The following is a 19,728-nucleotide window of genomic DNA, read 5'->3' as shown; positions in this document are numbered from 1 at the left end:
TCCGACCTCCTAGAGCTCGTAGTCCTTCGGCGGGTTCAGGCCGCGGTCCACCGCCCGGCCCAGTGCTTCGAGCGTGGGGTGTTCCAGCATCAGGGCCAGCGCCCCGACCGTCGGGTTGTCGAACAGCGCCCGCGGCGGCAGCGCCGCGCCGAAGTCCGCACGCAGGCGGGCGGTGACCCGCAGGCACAGCAGCGAATCGCCGCCGAGGGCGAAGAAGTCGTCGTCGACGCCCACCCGTTCCACGGCGAGGACCTCGGCCCAGATCCGGCTCAGCGTCCGCTCGGTCGCGGTGCGGGGCGCGAGGTAGGCGGCGTCGGTCCCGGCCGGGGCGGGTGGTGCGGGCGGGCGGTCACGCGGCGGCAGCACGGCCGGCCGGGCCGGTTCCCGCAGCAGGTCGGCGAGTTCGACGGCGAGGGCCTCGGCCGTGCCCGGGTCGAAGAGCGCGGGGTCGTAACCGAGCTGCAGCGTCAGCGGTTCGTCGTCGCGGGCGCTGCCGTGGGCGACGAGGGCCAGCGGGTAGTTGGTGATCTCGACGGCGGTCAGCTCCGCCACGTGCAGCCCGCGCTCGGCCAGGCTGTCGCGGTCGAAGGGGTAGTTCTCGAACACGACGATGCTGTCGAAGAGGCTGGTGCGGGCGGGCAGCCCGCTCCAGCGGCGCAGCGCGGCGAGCGAGACGTGCCCGAACCGGCGCGCCTCGGCCTGATCGGCCTGCAGCCGCCGGAACCAGCCCGGCCGGTCTTCGCCCTCGGCCACGGTGACGCGGACGGGCACGGTGTTGACGAACATGCCGACGATCGCGTCGACGCCGGGCAGTTCGGCCGGGCGGCCGGACACCACCGCACCGAAGCAGACGTCCGGGTCCCCGCCGTGCCGGGCGAGCAGCCGCGCCCACGAGCCCTGCACCACGGCGTTGACGGTCAGGCGGTGCCGCCGGGCGAAGGCGGCCAGCCGCGCGGAGTCCACAGCGGACAGTGTTCGTTCCACTGTGGACGTCGAGCGGGTGCGGTGGGCGCGACCGGGCGGCCGGTCGAACGGCAGCCGGGTCGGCGTGAGGCCGGAGAGGACCTTCCGCCAGTGGGTTTCGGCGGCCGCCGCGTCCTGCCGGGCCAGCCACGCGAGGTGGTCGGCGAAGGGACGGCGCCGCTTGGCGGGCCGCCCGGACAGGTGGGCCAGGACGTCGGTGAGCACCTCGAAGACGCTCCAGCCGTCCAGGATCACGTGGTGGAAGGTCCAGAGCAGCCGGATCCGGGCGCCGGCCAGCCGGATCAGGGCGACCCGCATCAGCGGCGCCACGGCCGGGTCCAGCCCGGCGTCCCGGTCGGCGGCCAGCAGCTGCCGGAAGGCGGCGTCGGGGTCGCTCCGCTGCCGCCAGTCGTGCACGGTCACCGGCAGCGTCACGGATCGGTGCACCACCTGGACCGGTTCGCGGACGCCGGTCCAGCGCACGGCGGTGCGCAGGGCCGGGATCTCCTCAACGGCCCGCCGCCAGGCGCGTTCCAGTGCGGCCGGGTCGTCGGCGCCGCTCAGGGTGAAGGAGACCTGCTCGAGGTAGGTGCCCGGTTCCGACAGGCTGTGGAACAGCATCCCGGCCTGCATCGGGGTCAGCGGGTAGACGTCTTCGACGGCGCGGCCGTCGCCGAGGAGCCGGTCGAGTTCCGCCTGCGTCGCGGCGGCGAGCGGGAAGTCGGAGGGGGTACGGCCACCGGCACCCGGCTCGGTGCAGTGGGCGGTGATCTCGCGCACCGCGGCGAGGACACCGTCGGCGAGGCGGGCGACGGTGCCCGGTTCGTGCGCGCCCGGGGAGTAGGTCCATTCGAATTCGAGTTCCCCGGCGGCGGTGACGGCCGCGGTGACGTCGAGCCGGGCGGTGCCGGTGAGGTGGGGTGCGCGGCTCAGGCCGATCGCCGAAGGAGCGGAACGGAACAGCTCGCCGGCCGGGGCGGCGGTATCCGGCCGCCCGGCGCCGGGAACAGCGTCCGGCTCGCCGGCCGGGGCAAGGGCATGTGGGCGCTGGGCCCCGGCAACACCATCCGGCCCGCCACCGGCCGAGGCCACGGCATCCCGCCGCCCCGCCTCGGCGATAATCGCGGTCCCGTACCCTTCACCGTCGGCGAGGTCGAACCGGCCGAGGTAGTTGAACGCCACCACCGGCCGGGGCGCTCCGAGCGGTGTCTCCCCCAGGTACCGCAGCGCGCCGTACCCCAGCCCGCGGTCCGGTGCCGCTCGCAGGCTCTCCTTCACCGACTTCAGCACCGCGCCCCAGCCGCCGTCCCGCGGGATCTGCACCGGGCACGGGTACAGCGTCGTGAACCAGCCGACCGTCCGTGACAGGTCCACGTCACCGAAAATCTCCTCGCGGCCGTGGCCCTCCAGCTCCAGGACCACCCGGTCGTGCCCGGTCCACCCGGCCAGTACCCGGCCGAGCGCGCTCACCAGCAGGTCGTCGATGCGGGTGCGGTAGGCGGCCGGGGCGTCGCGCAGCAACGCCCCGGTCTCCCCCGCGTCGAGCCGGACCGTCACCGTGCGCTGCGGGCCCGGACGGCCGTCGGGCGGTGCCTCGGCGCCGTCGATCGCCCGGTTCCAGAACGCGAGCTGGTCGTCGAAGCCGCCCGCCGCCACGTGGGCCGCCAGGCGGCGGGACCACTCGCCGAACGAGGTCGTCCGCGGGGGCAGCTCCACCGGCCGTCCGGCGCGGGCCGCCCGGTAGGCCGTGCGCAGGTCCGCCAGCAGGATCCGCCACGAAACGCCGTCCACGACGAGGTGGTGGGCGGCCAGGAGCAGGCGCGAGCCGTCCGCCACCGCCGTGAACAACGCACCGCCGTCGAGCTCGAAGAAATCCATAGTGGACACAGGACCAACGCGGAACACAGTGTCCGGCACGGTTTCCGCGTACTCCTGCCGCCACTCGCCGCCGACGTGCCGGAAGCGCAGGCGGAGCGCGTCGTGGTGGCGGACCAGCGCCTCGACGGCCGTGCGCAGTACCGTGAGGTCGGTGTCCGCGGCGAGTTCGGCCGACACCCACTGCGTGAAGTGCCCGGGGTGCTCGGTGATCGTCGCGAAGAACCAGTGCTGGACCGGGGACAGCGGCACCGGCCCGGACGGCCGGGGCGCCTCGCGGGCCGCCGGTTCCGCCCAGACCCCGGCCGCGGCCAGCTCGGCCGGGGTCTGGCGGAGGAAGACGTCCTTGGCGCTCAGCCGCAGCCCGAGCTGCCGGGCCCGCGCCACGACCTGGATGCCGAGGATCGAATCGCCGCCGAGCTCGAAGAAGTTGTCCGCCGCCCCGACGTGCTCCACGCCGAGCACCTCGGCCCACACCCGGGTCACCAGCTCCTCGGCCGGCCCGCGGGGCGCGGTGCGGGCGCGGGCGGTCCCCGGCCGCGGGGCCGGCAGCGCCCGGCGGTCGATCTTGCCCTGCGGTGTCAGCGGGAACCGGTCGAGCAACACCAGCGCGCCGGGGACGAGGTGGCCGGGCAGGCTCTGGCCGAGGAATTCCCGCAGCACACCGGCCTCGACCGGGCGGCGCGGGACGACGTAGCCGGCCAGCCGCTTGTGGCCGGGGGTGTCCTCCCGGGCCAGCACGACGGCTTCGGCGACGTCCGGGTGCCGCCGCAGCGCCGCCTCGACCTCGCCCACCTCGATCCGGAAGCCGCGGATCTTGACCTGGTCGTCGGACCGGCCGAGGAAGTCCAGCACCCACTCCTCGCCGGCGCGCCAGCGGACGACGTCGCCGGTGCGGTACAGCCGGGTGCCGTCGCCGAACGGGTCGGCCACGAACCGGTCGGCCGTCAGCCCGGGCCGGTCCAGGTAGCCGCGGGCCAGGCCGCTGCCGCCGATGTACAGCTCGCCGGGCACGCCGGCCGGCACGGGGTCGAGGTTGCGGTCCAGCACCAGGCAGCGCGTGCCGGTGATCGGCCGCCCGATCGGCACCGGGCGACCCCCGTCGGCGGCCCGGACCCGGTGGCAGGCGGTGAACGTGGTGCCCTCGGTGGGCCCGTAGCCGTTGACCAGCTCCAGCTCCGGCCACCGGCGCAGGACGGTCGCGCACTGCTGCGGCGACAAGACGTCGCCCCCGGAAACGAGCCGCCGCAGGCCCGCGAACACGCCGGGGTCGGCCGCCGCGACCTCGTGGAACATCCCCGCGGTCAGCCAGAGCGCGGTCACGCCCTCGGCGCGGGCGAACGCGCCGAGCGCCTCGACCGACGGCACGTCTTCGGAGTCGATCGCCAGCCGCGCCCCGGACAGCAGCGCACCCCAGATCTCCAGCGTCGAGGCATCGAACGACAGCGGCGCGTACTGCGTCGAGACGTCGTCCGGGCCGAGCCGGGCGTACGGGTCGGCGCACAGCCGGGTCACCGAACGGTGCTCGATCAGCACGCCCTTCGGCCGGCCCGACGAACCGGACGTGTAGAGCACGCAGGCCAGGTTCCCCGGCCGGGCCCGGCTCACCGGGGAGTCACCGGGCCGGTCGGGTTCCCACCCGTCGTCCAGGGTCAGCACGCGCGCCCCGCGAGGCACCCGGTCTCGCACCTCCGGCGTCGTGAGCACCACCGCGGCCCCGGAATCCGCCAGCAGCAACGCCAATCGTTCGTCCGGGTAGCGGGGGTCGAGCGGGACGTAGGCGCCGCCGGCCTTCAGGACGGCCAGCATGCCCACAACCGCGTCGATCCCCCGCGGTACGCACAGGCCGATCCGGACGTCCGGATCGGCGCCGTGCGCGCTCAGCCTGCGTGCGAGCCGGTCGGCGCACGTGTCCAGCTCCCGGTAGGTCAGGGCGGTGCCGGCGCAGGTCACCGCGACCGCGTCCGGGCGCTCGCGGACGCGCTCGGCGAAGACGTCCGGCACGGTCAGCCCGGGCCCCTCCGCCGTCGAACGGCCCACCGCCAGCAGCTCCCGCCGTTGCCCGGGCGCCGGGAACGTCAGCCGGGACAACCGCCGCCCCGGGTCGTCGGCGATGCCCGTGAGCAGCGTGAGCAGGTTTTCGGCCAGCCGCCGGATCGTGCCGGGCTCGAACAGCTCGGTGCTGTACTCGACGGTGGTGCGCAGGCCGCCGTCCCGCGGCTCGAACTCCACCGTGAGGTCGAACTGCGCCGACCGCCGGGGCAGGTCGAGCTCCTCGACCACCAGCCCGCTCAGTTCCGGCACCGCCGACGGCGCGTTCTGCAGCACCACCATCACGTTCACCAGCGGCGACCGGCTCGCGTCGCGGTCCGGGGCGAGCAGCTCGACCAGGCGGCCGAACGGGACGTCGTCGTGGGCCATCGCGTCGAGCACGGTGGAGCGGACGCCGGCCAGGAAGTCCGCGAAGGACGGGTCGCCGTCGAGGCGGGAGCGGATCACGACGGTGTTGACGAAGAAACCGACGAGGCCCGCGAGTTCGTCCCAGGACCGCCCGGCGGTGACCGTGCCGAGCGCGACGTCGCGCTGGCCCGTGTAGCGGGCGAAGAGCACTTGCGCCGCCGCGATCAGGGTCATGAAGAGCGTGGCGCCGCGTTCCCGGCCGAGTGCGGCCAGCCGCGTGGTGGTGGCGGCGGGCACGGTGAACCGGTGGGTCGCGCCCGCCGTCCCGCGCACCGCGGGCCGCGGCCGGTCGGTGGGCAGCTCCAGCGCGGGCACCCCGGACAGCTGCCGCTCCCAGTAGGCGATCCGGTCGTCCGGCTCGGACCCGGCGAGGCGGTCGCGTTGCCAGGCGGCGAAGTCGGCGTACCGCAACGGCAACGGGGGCAGCTCGGCCGCCGCGTCGGAGTACAACCGGCCGAGCTCGACGGCGAGGACGCCCATGGACCAGCCGTCGGTGACGATGTGGTGCAGCACCAGCACCAGGAGGTGGTCGTCCTCGCCGAGCTCGAACACCGTCGCGCGGAACAGCGGGCCGCGGGCGAGGTCGAAGGGCCGCTGCACCTCGGCGAGCAGGTCCCGCTCGATGTCTCCGGCGGCACGGACGTCCGGCCGGACCTCCCGCGGCGGCCCGACGACCTGGACCCCCCGCCCGCGCACGGTGGGGAACGTGGTGCGCAGCGACTCGTGGCGCTCGGCCAAGGCCGTGAGCGCGGCGGACAGCGCGTCGAGCGACAGGGGCCCGCGCAGCCGGTAACCGGCGCTGGTGTTGTACTCGGCCCCGCCCGGAGAGAGCTGGTCGAGGAACCAGAGCCGCTCCTGCCCGGACGAGAGCGCGGTGCCCGGTGTCGTCCGGGCCGGTGCGCGGCCGGTGTGCGCGGCGGGGAGCGCCGCCGCGAGCCCGGCGACCGTCCGGTGTTCGAAGACGGCCTGGGCGGGCAGCGCCGTCCCCCAGCGCCGGTTGAGCGTGCCGGCCACCCGCATCGCGAGGATCGAGTCCCCGCCCAGCTCGACGAAGTCGTCCGAGACGCCGACGTGGGGTACGCCGAGTGCCTCGCGCCAGATCCCGGCGACCAGCTCCTCCGCCGGGTTCCGCGGCGCCGTGACCGTTTCGGCGGGGCCGGCGGGCTCGGGCAGCGCCCGGCGGTCGAGCTTGCCGCGGCCGGTCAGCGGCAGGGCGGCCAGCTCGACGAACCGGGCGGGCACCAGGTGCTCCGGGACGCGGCCGCGCAGGAAGGCCCGCAGCCGCGCGGGCGGCGGTGCGGGAGCGGTGACCGGGACGACGTAGGCGACCAGGTGGTCGGCGTCGCGGCCGTCCCGCCGCGCCACGACCGCCGCGGCGGCCAGTTCGGGGTGGCTCAGCAGGGCCGCTTCGGCTTCGGCGGGGTCGACGCGGATGCCGCGGATCTTGACCTGCCCGTCGGCGCGGCCGAGGAAGTCCAGCAGCCCGTCGTCCCGCCGGCGCACCCGGTCGCCGGTGCGGTACATCCGCGAGCCGGGCGGCCCGGCCGGATCGGCCACGAACGCGGCCGCGGTCGCCCCGGGCCGGCCGAGGTAGCCGCGGGCGAGCCCGTCTCCGGACAGGCAGAGCTCTCCTTCCGCGGCCGGCCGCAGCCCGGCGTCCAGCACCTGGGCGCGCGTCCCGGCGACGGGCCTGCCGAGCACCGGAGGTCCTTCGGTCCGCGCCGGGCAGAGCAGACTGTCCACAGTGGTCTCGGTGGTGCCGTAGACGTTGTGGACGGTCACCCCGGCGGCGGCGAGCGCGGCACCCAGCTCCGGATCGACCGGCTCCCCACCGGCGAGGACGACCCGGGGCCGCCCGGGCCCGTCGAGCAGCCCGGCGAGCAGCAGCACCCGCAGGTAGGAGGGGGTCTCATCAAGAACGTCGACCCGCGCGGCCGCCAGCGCGGCCACCGTGGCCCGCGGATCCCGCCGGTCCAGGACGTGCAGTTCGTGGCCGTCCAGCATCCACAGCAGCGGAACCCAGGAGGCGTCGAAGGAGAGGGGGGCGGTGTGCGCAACCCGCAGCCGCCGCCCGCCCGCGGCCCGGGCGGCGGGCTCGAAGAGGGCCACGCGGTGGGCGGCGAAGAGGCGGCGCAGCCCGCGGTGGGTGCCGAGCACGCCCCGGGGGCGGCCGGTCGAGCCGGAGGTGTAGAGCACGTAGGCGAGGTTGTCGGGCCGGGTCCGCGGGCGGGGTGGGGTGGTGGTGTCGGGCCGGGTTGCGCCGGTGTCGCCGCTCGCCACCGAGTCGGGTGGGGTGCCGGTGGAACCGCCGGGCGCGACCGGGGCGGGAGTGCTCGTCGGCGGGACGCAGTTCGGCCGGGTTGCGCCGGTCTCGCCGCTCGCCACCGAGTCGGGTGGGGTGCCGGCGGAACCGCCGGGCGCAGCCGGGGCGGGAATGCTCGACGGCGGGACGCAGTTCGGCCGGGTTGCGCCGGTCTCGCCGCTCGCCACCGAGTCGGGTGAGGTGCCAGCGGAACCGCCGGGCGCGGCCGAGGCGGGAGAGCTCGTCGGCGGCACGCAGTCGGACCGGGTTGCGCCGGTCTCGCCACTCGCCACCGAGCCGGGCGGGATCCCAGCGGAATCGCTGTGCCCCGGCGCGGCCGTCGCCGGCATGCAGTCAGGCTGGGTCCCGCCAATCTCGCCACCTGCCCCGCAACCGGGCGAGATCCCAGCGCCGCCATCCGGGGCACCCGCGCCACTGTCCGTCACGAACACCGGTACGCACCCCGGCGGCAACCCACCCGCCAGCCCCGGCTCGGTCAGCACCAGCGTCACCCCGGCGTCGGCGAGCAGCGAAGCCCGGTGCCGCTGCGGGTGCTCCGGCTCCAACGGCACGTACGCCGCCCCCGCTCGCAACACTCCGAACACCGCCACCACCATGTCGACCCCGCGCTCGACGAGGAGTCCGACCCGGCTCTCCGGGCCGGCGCCCCGCGCGGCCAGGCGCGCCGCCACTTCGTCGCTGCGTGCGGCCAGTTCCGCGTAGCTCAGGCGGTCCCGGCCGCAGACCAGTGCGGTCGCCGCGGGGTCGCGGGACGCCCGGTCCGCGAGCACGTCGCCGATGCCGCTCGATGGTTCAGTCGTGGCTGTCATCCCCAGAATTTCCCCAGACACAATGCCGGAATGGTTTTTCCCGGCGGTGACGAACTCCGGATACTTCCAGCGGCCTCGCACCAGCGGCAAGCCGCCGAACGAGGGACCGGCCGTCACTGTCCATAATTGCACTCGGCCACAAGGGAAATTGATCGTCCACTAAGGACATATTAGGCGATTACGCCGTTCGGCGCCGTCGGCCGCACCCGGGGCGTGTTAGCTTCGGGGCGGGGGAAATCGTCGAGGGAGGGCGCGTGGCAGGCCAGCAGCCGGTGGGCGCGGACGTCGCCGCCGAAGAAATCCTGGCGGAGCTGACCGGGTTCTTCGCCACGGCGACCGGCGGGAACGCCCCCGGGCCCGACGAAGACTACTTCGCACTGGGACTGGTGAATTCGCTGCTGGCCCTGGAGCTGGTGGCGCACGTCGAACGCCGGTTCGGCATCGAAGTCGCGGTCGAAGACCTGGACCTCGACAATTTCCGGACCATGAACCGCGTCACCGGCTTCGTGCTCCGGAAACGCGCGGGCGGGCTCCCGTGACCACAATGGACTCCGCCGCGTTCGCGGCCGAGGTGCGGCTTGGCGCCGCGGACTGGGACGCCCGCGGCGCCGTGCCGGCGGACGTCGTCAAAGCCCTGGCGCACGCGGGTTTCCTCGCCGCCGACTTGCCCGCCTCCGCCGGTGGCGCCGGCCGCACCCAGGCCGAGCTCGGCGAGCTGTGCGCCGATTTCGGTGGTGTGTGCAGTGCGTTGCGAGCCCTGATCACGGTGCAGGGCATGGTCGCCGCGGCCGTCCGGCGCTGGGGCACCCCCGAGCAGCGCGCCCGCTGGTTGCCGGGGCTGGCCCGCGGGGACGTGCTGGCCGGGTTCGCGGCCACCGAACCCGGCGCCGGGAGCGACCTGTCGGCCGTGACCACCTCCGCCGAGCGCGAAGCCGGGCAGGTGCGCCTGCGGGGCCGCAAGCTGTGGGTCACCTTCGGGCAGGTCGCCGACGTCTTCCTGGTGCTCGCCACCTGCGCGGGCCGTCCCGTCGCCGTGCTGGTCGAGGCCGACCGGCCCGGCACGGCGATCGAGCCGGTGCGGGGCCAGCTGGGGCTGCGCGCGGCCCAGCTCGCCCACGTCCGCTTCGACGGCGTGCTCGTGCCGGCCGGGAACCTGCTCGCCCCGCCGGGGTTCGGCCTGTCCCACGTCGTGGCGACGGCGCTGGACCACGGGCGGTTCACCGTCGCCTGGGGCTGCGTCGGCATGGCGGAGGCCTGTCTGCGCGCCGCCGCGGCCCACGCTTCGGACCGCGTCCAGGGCGGTGTGCGGCTGGCCGAGCACCCGGCAGTGCGGGCGCTGCTCGGGCGCAGCTTGGCCGACACCAGCGCCGCGCGCGAGCTGTGCATCCGCGCCGCGGCCCAGCGGGACGGCGGCGAGCCGGCCGCGGTGGCCGGGACCGTGCTGGCCAAGTACGTCGCGGCCGGTGCGGCCGCCGCGGTCGCCGACCGGGCCGGGCAGGTCCTCGGGGCGGCGGGCTGCGCGGAAGACAGCCTGGTGGGCCGGTTCTTCCGCGACGCCAAGGTCATGCGGATCATCGAAGGCGCCGACGAGGTCGCCGAACAGCAGCTCGGCGGGTACGCGTTGCGGTGGCGGCCGTGAACCCGGTCAAGTGCCTGGTGTGGGACCTCGACGACACGCTCTGGGACGGCGTCGTGCTCGAAGGCGACCGGCCCCGGCCGTTCCCCGCCGCGGTGGCCGCGCTGCACACGCTGGACCGGCGCGGGATCCTGCACGCCGTGGCGGGCCGGGGCGAGTTCGCGCGCGCCACCGGGCACCTCGCCGAACACGGCCTGGCGGAGCTGTTCTGCGCGGTCGAAGTCGGCTGGGGCGAGAAGTCCGCGGCCATCCGCCGCATCGCCGCGGAGCTGAACCTCGGCCTGGACACGATCGCCTTCGCCGACAACGACCCGGCCGAGCGCGCCGAGGTCGCCGCCGCGCTGCCGATGGTCCGCTGCTACCCCGCCGAGCGGGTCGGCGAGTTCCCCGGGCTGGCCGAGTTCCGGCCGGAGGTGGTGACCGGCGAGTCGCGGCGCCGCCGCCACCGGTACCTCGCCGAACGGGACCGGGCCGCGGCGGAACGCGCGTTCCCCGGTTCGCCGCCCGAATTCCTCGCCTCGCTCGGGCTCGCGATGACCGTGCGGCCCGCCACCGAGGACGACTTCGCCCGCGCGCACGAACTCACCCTCCGGACCCACCAGCTCAACACCACCGGCCGCACCCTCGACGCCGCGCAGCTGCGCGAGCTGTGCGCTTCCCGCGAGCACGAGGTGCTGGTCGCGGACGTGGCCGACCGGTTCGGCGCGCACGGCACGGTCGGGCTCGCCGTCCTCCACCACAACGGCCCCGACACGGTCCTGGAACTGCTGCTGACGTCGTGCCGGGTGCTCAACCGCGGGATCGGCACCGTGCTGCTCGGCCACCTCGTGCGGGACGCCCTCGCGCGCGGACGGCGTCCCGTCGCCCGTTTTGTGCCCACCGCCGCCAACCGGGTCATGCTGGTGACGCTGCGGTTCGCCGGCTTCGAACCGGCCGGGCCCGGGGTGCTGGCGTTCGACCCGCGGCGACCGCCACCCCCGCGGCCGGGGCACGTCCGGATCGTCGACGGGAGAAGCCGGTGAAGGTCGGGATCGTGGGAGCCGGGGTGATGGGCACCGGTGTCGCGCAGTGCTTCGCCGCGGCCGGGCACGACGTCGTCGTCGCCGACACCGACCCGCGGGCACTGGACCGGGGTCCGGCGCGGATCCGGGACGGCCTGCGGATGGCGGCCCTGCTCGGCCGCCGTCCCCCGGCCGCGGTGGCGGACCGGATCCGCTGGACCGGCCGGCTCGGCGAACTGGGCGCCAGCGAGTTCGTCGTCGAATGCGCCGCCGAACGCCTGCCGGTGAAGGAAAAGCTGTTCGGGGACCTCGACCGCCTCTGTCCCGCCGCGACGGTCCTCGCTTCCTGCACCTCCGCCGTCCCGATCGGCAGGCTCGCCGCCGCCACCGCACGCGCGGAGCGGGTCGTCGGCACCCACTTCATGAACCCGGCCCCGCTCAAGGACGCGGTCGAGGTGGTCCGCGCGGCGGCGACCGGCGAGGAAGCGGTCCGCACCACCACCGACGTGCTGGCCGGCCTCGGCAAACGGGCGATCGTGGTCGCCGACGGCCCCGGCTTCGTCGCCAACCGCGTGCTGATGGCCACGATCAACGAGGCGATCGCGACGGTCGGGGACGGCATCGCCGACGCCGTCACCGTCGACCAGGTCTTCGAAAACTGCTTCGGGCACACGATGGGCCCGCTGCGCACGGCCGACCTCATCGGGCTCGACGTCATCCTGGACACCTTGGTGGTGCTGCTGGAGTGCACCGGAAATCCGATGTACCGCCCGTGCCCGCTGCTGACCGAGCTCGTCGGCACCGGCAGGCTGGGCCGCAAGACCGGCCGGGGCCTGCACGCCTACCCGGGCTGATCCGCCGGCAGCAGTTCGAGCGTCTCGTCCGCCAGCCGGGCCGCGCCGTCGCGGTAGTCTTCGTCGAGCTTGCGGAACAGCGTCTCGGCCTGGATGGCCGGCCAGTCGCGGGGCAGGTGCCCGGCCGGGAGGTGGGGATCCCGCCGGACGACGTGCAGCCAGTCCGAGTGCAGCATCAGCTGGCGCGTCAGGTCGTCGGGGAACGACGGCTTCCCGGCGTCCCACTTGTCGAGGAAGTCGTGGTAGCGCGAAGCGATCGTCGCCGTGTCGAAGGCTTTGCCGACGAGCTCGGCCGCTTCCGTCGGCTTCGCCGGCTGCGCCGTGAAAACCGTCACGTGCCCGTCGAGACCGAGCTGCTCGACGATGGCCGCGACGTCCCGGACGCCGGGGGCGACCCACAAACCGTTCTGCAGCAGGCCGAAGCCCGCCCAGGTCAGCTGACGGCGCAGGTCGTGGCGATCGCCGCGGCGGGTGTCCGGCAGCGAGAAGCCGACCAGCGTCCAGCCGCCGTCCTCGGACCGGTTGACCGCGCCGGTCTCCCAGATCCGCCGCCTGCCGTCTTCGAGGACCGCGGCCAGCCGCGCGCTCAGACCGAAGTAGACCTTCCGCCCGTTCCGGTGCCGGGTCAGCAGTCCGGTGCCCGCCATGCGGGTCAGCGTCGAGCGGACCGCCTCCTCCGACACGCCGACCCGCGCGAACACGTCGATCACGCTGCCCGAGTAGATCGCCGTCTCCCGGCCGAGCAGGTGGATGCCCAGGAACGTGAGCATGACGGACTTCGGGCGGGGCCCGGAGCCGGTCTCGGCGGAGTGCGTCACGAGCGCCAGCCTAACCCGGCCCGCCACTTGATGTTGTGCAGATTATTGACGGCCGTCATGGCCCTGACTAACGTTGGGGCCCGCTCCTCCGTCGTCCGCCACGGACGAACCTGTTCCCCCGCAGTGCCCCGCCCCCGACGACGAGGGTGTCCCCATGAGCACTCAGCTCCGCAGAGCGGTCGCGTCCAGCTTTCTCGGCAGCCTCATCGAGTACTACGACTTCCTCCTCTACGCCACGGCCAGCGCAGTGGTCTTCGGCAAGGTCTTCTTCGCCGACCTCGATCCGGCGCTGGCCACCGTCGCCAGCTTCGGCACCTTCACCACCGGTTATCTCGCCCGCCCGCTCGGCGGCCTGATCTTCGGCCACTTCGGCGACCGGCTGGGCCGCAAGCGGATGCTCGTGCTCACGATGAGCATGATGGGCGTCGCGAGCTTCCTCATCGGCCTGCTGCCCGGCTACGACCAGATCGGTCCGGTCGCCCCGCTCGGCCTGGTCCTGCTGCGCGTCGTCCAGGGCATCGCGGTCGGCGGCGAGTGGGGCGGCGCCGTGCTGATGTCCGCCGAACACGCGCGGTCGCGCCGTGGCCTGTGGGCGGGCTTCACCAACGCCGGCGCGCCCAGCGGCATGGTCGTCTCGACGCTGGCCATGTCCGGCACCGCCGCCCTCACCTCCGAGGCGGACTTCCTCGCCTGGGGCTGGCGGATCCCGTTCCTGCTCAGCATCGTCCTGCTCGCGATCGGCCTGTTCGTGCGCTCCCGCGTCGACGAAACCCCCGCGTTCCTGGCCGCACGCAAGGAAGAACGCCGGCGGCTCCCGGTCGTCGCCGTCCTGCGGGACCACCCGCGCGTGCTGCTGCTGAGCGTCGGCGTCGGGCTCGCCGCGTTTGTCGTCCAAGCCACGCTGACCACCTTCGTGCTCGCTTACGGCGTCCAGCACGGGCACCCGCGGCAAGAGGTGCTCAACGCGCTCACCCTGTCCTCGGCCTGCGCGGTGGCGGGCATCCTGCTGTGGTCCGCGCTGTCGGACCGGATCGGCCGCCGCCCGGTCGTCCTGGCGGGGGTCGCCGCCATGGCGGTGTTCGGGTTCCTGCTGTTCCCGATGGTCCGCAGCGGCAGCGGGCTGCTGCTCGTCCTGGCGCTGGTGATCGGCCAGGGCGTGATCCACCCGATGATGTACGGCCCGCTGGCCGCCCTGTACACCGAGCTCTTCGCCACCGAAAACCGGTACACCGGCGCGTCGCTGGGCTACCAGCTCGCCGGGCTCGGCGCCGGCTTCGCCCCGCTGATCTTCGCCGAGCTCCAGCGCGCCAACGGCGGCGGTTCGACCACCCCGGTGTCGTGGACCATCGCCGCGTTCTGCGTCCTGTCCGCCGGCTGCGTCCTGGCGCTGCGGGAAACCCACCGCCGCGAGCTCTCCCCCGAGCCGTCCGTCCCCGCGGCCGCCCAACCGGAAGGGAACCGAGGATGAGCAAGTGGCTCCGCCGGGCCGGCGCCCTCGTCGCGACGACGCTGACCGCGTTCGGCCTCACCACGGGAAGCACGGCGCAGGCCGCCACCCCCGCGCACTACACCGGCGTGCTGCCGGACGGCGCGAGCTGGGTGGCGGACGTGCCGTCGGCCTGGAACGGGACCATCATCCTCTACAGCCACGGCTTCGGCCCGCTCGTGGCGCGCAACGCCCCGGACGAGCCGACCGGGCAGGCGCTGCTCGCCGGCGGTTACGCCCTGATCGGCTCGTCCTACAGCGGGCCGTCGCTGTGGGCGCTCGCCTCCGCCCCGCGGGACCAGTTCGCCTCGCTGGACGAGCTCGTGCGCAAGATCGGCGAGCCCCGCCGCACCATCGCGTGGGGCACCTCGATGGGCGGGCTGGTCAGCGCGCTCGAAGCCGAGTCCGGCACCCGGCGGCTCGACGGTGCGCTGACCACGTGCGGCCTGGTCGGCGGCGCGCTGAACCTGAACAACTACCAGCTCGACGGCGAATACGCGCTGTCGCGCCTGCTCGCCCCGGCCCAGCCGGTGAAGCTCGTCCGCTACGCGAGCGCCGACGAAGCGAGCGCGGCGGGCGCGGCGCTGACGAAGATCGTCACCGACGCCCAGGGCACCGCGGCCGGCCGGGCCCGGATCGCCCTCGGGGCCGCGCTGATGAACATGCCGCCCTGGCTGACCGGCGACGCACCGCCCGGCCCCGCCGACTACGCGGGCCAGGAACAGCAACAGCAGCAGGCGCTGAGCCAGTTCGTGCTCGGCTTCGTCGTGCCCGGCCGCTACCAGATCGAACTGGCGGCCGGTGGCAACAGCGCGTTCACCGCCGGCGTCGACTACCGCACCCTGCTGGCCGGCAGCCCGCTGGCCCGGCAGGTCCGGGCGCTCTACCGCGCCGCGGGGCTCGACCTCGACGCCGACCTGGCCGAGCTGACCCGCCACGCGGACATCACGCCCGACCCCCACGCCGTCCGCACGCTCGCCCGCACTTCGACCGCGACCGGCCGGCTCAGCGTTCCGGAGCTCGCCATCCACACGACCGCGGATCACCTGGTGCCGGTCGAACAGGAGAACTCCTACGCCCGCCGGGTGCGCGCGGCGGGACGGGAATCGTTGCTGCGCCAGGCTTACGTCGGCGCGGCGGGGCACTGTGCCTTCCAGCCGTCGGAGACCTTGGCGGCCCTGCACGCCCTCGAATCCCGGATCGAGACCGGCCACTGGCCGGACCTGCGGCCCGAACGCCTCAACGCGGCCGCGGCCGCGCTCGGCGCCCCCGGGCGCTACCTCCGCTACACCCCGGCGCCGCTCACCGGCGAACGCCGCTGACGCAAGGGGCGGCTTCGGCCGCCCCTTGCGTCTGCGTAAATCTTTCCTTTCCAAACTTGCATTTGAAGTTAACGACCTGAGTCCCTAGCGTGGTCGGTATGAACCTCACCGTCCTCGCGGCGTCCGGCCGGACCGGCCTCGCACTCACCCGGGAAGCATTGCGGCGCGGGCACACCGTCACCGCGATCGCCCGCGACCCCGGCCGCATCGACCTTCCCGACACGGCCGGCCTGCACAAGGTGGCGGGTGACGTCGAGGACCCGGCGAGCATCGCCGCCGTCACCGGTGCGGACTCGGTCGTCCTTTCCGCACTCGGCACGGAGCGCGCGGGCATCCTGCTGGCCGGCGCCAAGGCGGTGGTCGCCGCCGGGCCGCGGCGGATCATCTGGCTGGGTGCGTACGGCACGGGCGAGTCCGCCGGGGCGGCGGGCGAAGCCGCCGGGATGCTCGGGAAGCTGCTGGGCGACCGGCTCGGCGACAAGGTCGAGGCCGACGGGACGATCCTCGCGGCCGGGGGCACGGTGTTCCACGCCGGGCTGCTCGCCGACGGCCCGGAAGACCCGCAGCGTCGCACGGTCGGGCTCGACGCCGCACCGGAGTTGGACCTCCGGACGTCGATCAGCCGGGACACCGTCGCGGCCGCGATGCTCGACGAGGCCGAGAACCCCCGCTTCCCGGGAGTGGTCGCGGTACCGCTGGCCGGCTAGCTCCCCGGTTGCCCGAGCGCCCCAATGTGGCGTTCGGTGCTCCATCCATGCCCCCGCCACCACCCTCAATGGAGGCGCTCCGCGCCGCAGTGCCGATTCAACGCACCCAATGTGGCGTTCGGTGCGTTGAACGCAACCAACGCCACATTGGGGCGCTCGGGACCGGGCCGGGCCGGACGCGGGGTCAGTGCTCGGCGGTGGTGATCTCTTCCAGGGCGGACCGGACCTGGTCGCGGAGCCAGGCGTGGGCGGGGTCGGAGTCGTAGCGCTGGTGCCACGTGCAGCTGACCTCCGCCTCCGGGGATTCGGCCGGCAGCGGGCGGGTGATCAGCCCGAACGCGTCGATGAGCGGTCGGCCGAGGAGCGCCGTGCAGCTGACCAGCGCGTCGCTGCGGGCGGCCATCTGCAGCGCCGTGGCGAGGGTCGCCACGGAGGCGATCACCCGGCGGCGCAGCCCCTCGGCCGCCAGCACGTCGTCGATCGGGGCGCTGAGCCGGCCGCGGCGGGACACCAGCACGTGCGGGTACGCGGCGAACGACGGCAGGTCGAGGCCGCCGGCGCACGGGTGCCCGGGGCGCATCGCCACGACGAGCGGGTCGCGCCCCAGCACTTCGGACCGGAACTCGGGCAGGTGGGGCCGTCCACCGCCGAGTTCGAGGTCGACGCGGCCGTGGCGCAGGTCGTCGGTGTCGGCGGAGTGTTCGGCCAGCACCCGCAGCTGCACGCCGGGAGCCTGCTCCTGGATCCGGCAGGCCAGCACCGGCACGACCGACGCGCTGAGCGCGTCGTGGCACTGGATCGTGAAGGTGCGGTCCAGTTCGCCGAGGTTCAGCTCGCGGGCCGGCCGGAGCACCTCGCGGGCCCGCCGGACCAGCCGGTGCACGTCCTCGCGGATCGCCACGGCGTACGGCGTCGGCACCATCGTGTGGCCGGTGCGGACCAGGATGTCGTCGCCGGTCACCGCCCGCAGCCGGCCGAGGGTGCGGCTGACCGCGGGTGACGACAGGTGCAGCCGCTCGGCCGCGCCCATCACGCTGCCCTCTTCGAGCAGCGCATCGAGCACCGTGAGCAAGTTCAAGTCGAGTTGCACGAACGCAAGACAACCACAGGAGGACCCATGAGCCAGGACCTGCTCGCCGACACCGCCGCCGCCGTCCGCGCCGCCGGCGCCCGGATGCTGGAGCGCTACTCCCCCGGCGACCGCCAGCCCGGGCTGACCGAGCTGCTGGCGAGCCTGCACCAGAACGACTCGGCCGTCGCCGACGTGCTGCGGCCGGCGTTGGCCGGGATCCGGCCGCAGGCGCGCTGGCTCGACGACGAACACGGATCCGGGCCCATCCCCCCGGGCGAGTGGTGGCTCATCGATCCCGTGGGCGGCAACGTCAACGCCGTGCACGGCATGCCGGACTGGAACATCGGCGTGAGCCTCGTCCGCGACGGGCGCCCGGTGCTGGCGGTGCTGTACTTCCCGGTGCTCGGCGAGGTGTTCACCGCCGCCGAAGGCGCCGGGGCGTACCTGAACGGCGAGCGGCTGCAGGTCTCCGCCAAGACGTCGCTGGACGGCGCACTGGCGGGCACCGGCCAGGCCCGGCCCGGCCACGGCTTCCTCGAGGAGATGGGCCGTTCGTTCGCCGCGATGTCGCAGGCGGCGCTGTACGTGCGGATCTCCGTGCCGGTGACCCACCAGCTCGCCCAGGTCGCCGCGGGCCGGATGGACCTGCACTGGCAATTCGGCAACGTCCGCGCCCACGCCGCCGGGGTGCTGCTGGTCCAGGAGGCCGGCGGCGTCGTCACCCACTTCGACGGAACGCCGTGGGACCTGGCGGGCGAGGGTTACCTCGCCGCCGCGCCCGGGGTGCACGCCGCCGCGTTGAAGGTGCTCACCGCCTGACGGCTTCGGCCGGGGCCGGCCGGTCTGCACCAGAACCGCCATCTGGGGAGCAGATCTGGTTCCCGGCGGTGCCCCGTCCGGAACAGTCCTCCTGAAGCGCAGCCGCGGTCAGGACCGGCCGCAGTCGAGCTGGCTCGCCACCGCGGCCGCGCCGTTCGCGGCCGTTGCCGTGAACCGGACGTACCGCGCCGCGCGGGGGCTGAACTTCGTGTGCTTGAGCGCCTTGTCCGCCGGCCAGCCGCCCCGGGCCGCCGGGGTGAAGCGGACGCCGTCGGTGCTCGTCTCGACCCGGAAGCCGGTGACGTTGCCGGTGGTGACGTACCGGCCGGCCACCTCGTCCTGGCGGGGCAGGTAGGTGAGCATGTCGATGCCGGGCCGGACGGCGCCGAGGTCCAGCGTCACCGACTGCGGCAGCCGCGCGGCGGACTCCCAGAGCGTCTGCTGGGCTCCGCCGTTGTAGTCGCTGTAGCCGTCGATCGCCTTGGCCGCGTCACCGCTCGTGGCCGTCGCGGACACCGGCGCCACCGGGTGGGTCAGGGCCGGGCGCTGCCGCGGCAGCGGTGGCCGGGCGGGGTCCGGCCGCCACATCGTGCCGACCTCGCGCAGCCGCCGGACGATGTTGTCGTCGAGCAGGCCCCGCGGCCCCGGTGGGCAGTTCAGGATGAACGTCGACCACCGGGGCTCGAGCTGGGCCAGGTGCCCCCGCACGATGTCGTCCGCGGTCAGCAACGACGTCGTCGGCGTGTCCGGGTGCCAGAACCAGCCGTTGGCGGCGATCGTCTGCCCCTGGCAGGCCGCGTACGAGTTGTCCGGCGCCGTCCACACGCCCTTGGGCTCCTCGTAGAACACGACGTCGGTGCCCCACGGTTCGGTGATCCCGGTCAGGCAGACCACCGCGCACCGCGGCTGCAGCGACCGGATGTGGTCGCGGATCTCCCCGTAGGGCACCTCCCGCAGCCCCATCTGCCACGACCAGCCGTCGATCACCAGCGCCGGGATCTCCCGTAACCGGTCAGCAGCTCGGTCAGCTGGCCCTTGACGAAGTCCAGGTCGGCGCGGCCGACCGAGCCGGCCGCGACCCCCTGCGTCCGGTCCCAGATGGAGAAGTACAACGCGGGGACCAGGCCCCGGGACCGGAACGCGCGGACGTACTCGGCGACCACGTCGCGGCGGTGGGAGCTGTTCGCCACCGTGTAGCCGGTCAGTTTCGACGGCCACAGGCAGAAGCCGTCGTGGTGCTTGGTGGTGAGGACCCCGAAGGTCATCCCGGCCGCCTTCGCCGCATCCGCCCACTGGCCGCAGTCCAGCGCGGCGGGGGCGAACGTCTTCGGGTCCTGGCCCGGCTCCACCCATTCCGCGTCGTGGAAGGTTCCCATGTTGAAGTGCAGGAACATCCCGAACCGCAGGTTCACGAAGAACGCCGCGGGATCGTCCACCGCGGACGCACCGGCGAGCGACGGCCACCCCAGCAGCATCGACGTGGCGGCGGTCGCTTTCAGCAGGCCACGACGGGAAAGTCCGGACACGGCGCGAAATCCCTTCGGGAGCGGCGGACCCGCGTCTGCAAGCGCTTTCTCGCTCGA

The 19,728-nt window shown here is 74.4% G+C and carries 13 protein-coding genes; 8 read left to right on the top strand and 5 right to left on the bottom strand.

Features of this window, described 5'->3' with window-relative positions; genetic code table 11:
* Positions 1-9: 9 nt before the first annotated feature.
* Positions 10-8,430, bottom strand: coding sequence for a non-ribosomal peptide synthetase (locus Q5425_RS34325; protein ID WP_308676516.1), 8,421 nt, complete (start codon positions 8,428-8,430; stop codon positions 10-12).
* A 254-nt stretch (positions 8,431-8,684) separates the two neighbouring features.
* On the opposite strand from Q5425_RS34325, the gene Q5425_RS34320 reads away from it, so the two are divergent.
* The 4 genes from Q5425_RS34320 to Q5425_RS34305 are packed head-to-tail and all read left to right on the top strand — an operon-like array spanning position 8,685 to position 11,921.
* On the top strand, positions 8,685-8,969 hold the full coding sequence (locus tag Q5425_RS34320; RefSeq protein WP_308676515.1) for an acyl carrier protein: 285 nt from the start codon (positions 8,685-8,687) through the stop codon (positions 8,967-8,969).
* A gap of 5 nt (positions 8,970-8,974) precedes the next feature.
* Complete coding sequence (locus Q5425_RS34315) at positions 8,975-10,069, top strand: acyl-CoA dehydrogenase family protein (RefSeq protein WP_308676514.1); 1,095 nt, start codon at positions 8,975-8,977, stop codon at positions 10,067-10,069.
* Positions 10,066-11,088, top strand: coding sequence for an HAD-IIIC family phosphatase (locus Q5425_RS34310; protein WP_308676513.1), 1,023 nt, complete (start codon positions 10,066-10,068; stop codon positions 11,086-11,088). The genes Q5425_RS34315 and Q5425_RS34310 overlap by 4 nt, the downstream gene beginning before the upstream one ends.
* Positions 11,085-11,921: a 3-hydroxyacyl-CoA dehydrogenase family protein gene (locus tag Q5425_RS34305; RefSeq protein WP_308676512.1), complete on the top strand. Its 837-nt coding sequence runs from the start codon at positions 11,085-11,087 to the stop codon at positions 11,919-11,921. Before Q5425_RS34310 ends, Q5425_RS34305 begins: the two co-directional genes overlap by 4 nt.
* On the opposite strand, the gene Q5425_RS34300 is transcribed toward Q5425_RS34305, so the two are convergent.
* Positions 11,909-12,739, bottom strand: a complete 831-nt coding sequence (locus Q5425_RS34300; RefSeq protein WP_308676511.1) for a PaaX family transcriptional regulator C-terminal domain-containing protein — start codon at positions 12,737-12,739, stop codon at positions 11,909-11,911. The genes Q5425_RS34305 and Q5425_RS34300 overlap by 13 nt on opposite strands.
* Before the next feature lie 154 nt (positions 12,740-12,893).
* On the opposite strand from Q5425_RS34300, the gene Q5425_RS34295 reads away from it, so the two are divergent.
* From Q5425_RS34295 to Q5425_RS34285, 3 genes are all read left to right on the top strand, one after another.
* The gene (locus tag Q5425_RS34295; RefSeq protein WP_308676510.1) at positions 12,894-14,207 is read left to right on the top strand and encodes an MFS transporter; all 1,314 of its coding nucleotides are present in this window, start codon (positions 12,894-12,896) and stop codon (positions 14,205-14,207) included.
* Positions 14,204-15,547 (top strand): alpha/beta hydrolase, encoded by a 1,344-nt coding sequence (locus Q5425_RS34290; protein WP_308676509.1) that lies wholly within the window; start codon positions 14,204-14,206, stop codon positions 15,545-15,547. Before Q5425_RS34295 ends, Q5425_RS34290 begins: the two co-directional genes overlap by 4 nt.
* 98 nt (positions 15,548-15,645) lie before the next feature.
* On the top strand, positions 15,646-16,254 hold the full coding sequence (locus Q5425_RS34285) for an SDR family oxidoreductase (RefSeq protein WP_308676508.1): 609 nt from the start codon (positions 15,646-15,648) through the stop codon (positions 16,252-16,254).
* A 184-nt stretch (positions 16,255-16,438) separates the two neighbouring features.
* Here Q5425_RS34285 and Q5425_RS34280 read toward each other — a convergent pair whose 3' ends face one another.
* Positions 16,439-17,344 (bottom strand): LysR family transcriptional regulator, encoded by a 906-nt coding sequence (locus Q5425_RS34280; protein ID WP_308676507.1) that lies wholly within the window; start codon positions 17,342-17,344, stop codon positions 16,439-16,441.
* 27 nt (positions 17,345-17,371) lie between these two features.
* On the opposite strand from Q5425_RS34280, the gene Q5425_RS34275 reads away from it, so the two are divergent.
* Complete coding sequence (locus Q5425_RS34275; protein WP_308676506.1) at positions 17,372-18,145, top strand: inositol monophosphatase; 774 nt, start codon at positions 17,372-17,374, stop codon at positions 18,143-18,145.
* Positions 18,146-18,253: 108 nt separating this feature from the next.
* Here the strand turns inward: Q5425_RS34275 and Q5425_RS34270 are convergent, their stop codons facing one another.
* Together Q5425_RS34270 and Q5425_RS34265 are read right to left on the bottom strand one after the other, a co-directional pair.
* On the bottom strand, positions 18,254-19,132 hold the full coding sequence (locus Q5425_RS34270; protein WP_308676505.1) for a discoidin domain-containing protein: 879 nt from the start codon (positions 19,130-19,132) through the stop codon (positions 18,254-18,256).
* Positions 19,129-19,671 carry an alpha-L-fucosidase gene (locus Q5425_RS34265; RefSeq protein ID WP_308676504.1) on the bottom strand — a complete coding sequence of 181 codons (543 nt, stop codon included), beginning with the start codon at positions 19,669-19,671 and terminating at the stop codon, positions 19,129-19,131. Before Q5425_RS34265 ends, Q5425_RS34270 begins: the two co-directional genes overlap by 4 nt.
* Between the last annotated feature and the right edge of the window lie 57 nt (positions 19,672-19,728).

Source organism: Amycolatopsis sp. A133, from assembly GCF_031082405.1.
Taxonomy (GTDB): domain Bacteria; phylum Actinomycetota; class Actinomycetes; order Mycobacteriales; family Pseudonocardiaceae; genus Amycolatopsis.
This window is presented reverse-complemented; position numbering and strand designations above follow the sequence as displayed.

Coding starts and splice junctions, on each gene's coding strand:
- Q5425_RS34295 (WP_308676510.1), top strand. CDS start 12,894: ATGAGCACTCAGCTCCGCAGAGCGGTCGCGTCCAGCTTTCTCGGCAGC.
- Q5425_RS34285 (WP_308676508.1), top strand. CDS start 15,646: ATGAACCTCACCGTCCTCGCGGCGTCCGGCCGGACCGGCCTCGCACTC.
- Q5425_RS34275 (WP_308676506.1), top strand. CDS start 17,372: ATGAGCCAGGACCTGCTCGCCGACACCGCCGCCGCCGTCCGCGCCGCC.
- Q5425_RS34290 (WP_308676509.1), top strand. CDS start 14,204: ATGAGCAAGTGGCTCCGCCGGGCCGGCGCCCTCGTCGCGACGACGCTG.
- Q5425_RS34325 (WP_308676516.1), bottom strand. CDS start 8,430: ATGACAGCCACGACTGAACCATCGAGCGGCATCGGCGACGTGCTCGCG.
- Q5425_RS34315 (WP_308676514.1), top strand. CDS start 8,975: ATGGACTCCGCCGCGTTCGCGGCCGAGGTGCGGCTTGGCGCCGCGGAC.